Origin of the sequence: Halomonas sp. DP5N14-9, from assembly GCF_019802175.1 — a bacterium.
Lineage (GTDB): Bacteria > Pseudomonadota > Gammaproteobacteria > Pseudomonadales > Halomonadaceae > Halomonas > Halomonas litopenaei.
On record NZ_JAHVHR010000012.1, the window covers coordinates 1 to 1,541 of the forward strand.

The 1,541-nt window shown below is 66.7% G+C and carries 2 protein-coding genes; both read left to right on the forward strand.

Annotation, left to right across the window (positions count from 1 at the left end):
- On the forward strand, positions 1–388 hold a 388-nt coding region (locus tag KUW00_RS08755), incomplete at its 5' end, for a TRAP transporter small permease subunit (RefSeq protein WP_222568844.1).
- A partial coding sequence (locus KUW00_RS08760; protein WP_108450236.1) for a TRAP transporter large permease subunit occupies positions 388–1,541 on the forward strand: 1,154 nt, incomplete at its 3' end. The genes KUW00_RS08755 and KUW00_RS08760, both read left to right, overlap by 1 nt.

Consider the following 1,541-nt stretch of genomic DNA (forward strand, 5'->3'; position numbering starts at 1 on the left):
CGTGGTCATGCTGGTGGCGGTCAGCTTCTGTCTCGGCGGCCCGGCCGCGCTGGCCTCCAACCGCCATATCCGGGTCAAGGTGCTCTACGACGCCGTGGGCCCGAGGTTCCGGCTGTGGCTCGACCGCTTCAATGACCTGGTCACCTTCGGCTTCTGCCTGGGCATGACCTACGCCGCCTGGGTGATGTTCTACGGCGCCTCCCACAACCCCCTCGGCGAGTGGCAGCTGGAGCGCTCCGGCACCTCCTGGAACCCGCCGTTCCCCGCCCTGGTCAAGGGCATGATCCTCGCCGCGGTGGCGATCATGTGCGTCCAGGCGCTGATTCACCTGATCCAGTCGATCAAGGGCAAGCCCGCCCCCGACGCACCCGAAGGAGGCGCTGACTGATGAGCATCGCAGACGGAACCCTGCTGCTGGTCGGCGCCATCTTCGCGCTGCTGGTCACCGGCCTGCCGCTGGCCTTTATCACCGGCCTGGTGGCGCTGGCCTTTACCTTCGGCTGGTTCGGCCCCAACGCCCTGCCGCTGGTGACCAGCCGGGTCTATGGCTTCGTCACCGAGTACTCGCTGGTGGCGGTGCCGATGTTCGTGCTGATGGCCTCGCTGCTCGACCGATCGGGCATCGCCAAGGATCTGTTCAACGCCATGCGGGTGTTCGCCGGGCGACTGCCCGGGGGCGTCGCCGTGCAGACCGTGGTGGTGGCGTTCTTCCTGGCCGCGCTGTCCGGCATCATCGGCGGCGAGATCGTGCTGCTCGGCATCCTGGCGCTGCCGCAGATGCTCCGCCTCGGCTACGACAAGCACCTGTCGATCGGCGTAGTCTGCGCCGGCGGGGCGCTCGGTACCATGATGCCGCCGTCCATCGTGCTGATCATCTACGGCCTGATCGCCAGCGTCTCCATCGCCGACCTGTTTACCGCGGCGATCACCCCGGCGGTGATCCTGATGCTGTCCTACATCGGTTATGTGCTGGTGCGCTGCCTGCGCAACCCCGCCATGGGCCCGCCGATGAGCGAGGAGGACCGCAACGCCGGCTTCGCCTCCAGGGGTGCCGCGCTGCGCTCGATCATCGTGCCGGCGCTGATCGCCTTCATGGTGCTGGGCTCGATCTACGGCGGCGTGGCCTCGGTCACCGAGGCGGCGGCCATGGGCGTGTTCGGCGTGCTGCTGGCGGTGCTGGCCCGGGGCGAGTTCTCGTTCTCGATGATGCACCAGAGCCTGTCCCAGACCCTGGTGACCTGCGGCATGATCATCTGGATCGGCATCGGTGCCGCCGCCCTGGTCGGGGTCTACAACCTGATGGGCGGCAACCGCTTCATCTCCGGCATGATCATGGATCTGGACGTCTCGCCCATCGTGATCATTCTGGTGATGATGGCGATCCTGATCGTGCTCGGCATGTTCCTCGACTGGATCGGGGTGGCCATGCTGACCCTGCCGATCTTCGTGCCGATCATCGTGCAGCTGGGCTACAGCCCGATCTGGTTCGGCATCCTGTTCGCGGTGAACATGCAGGTGTCCTTCCTGTCGCCGCCGTTCGG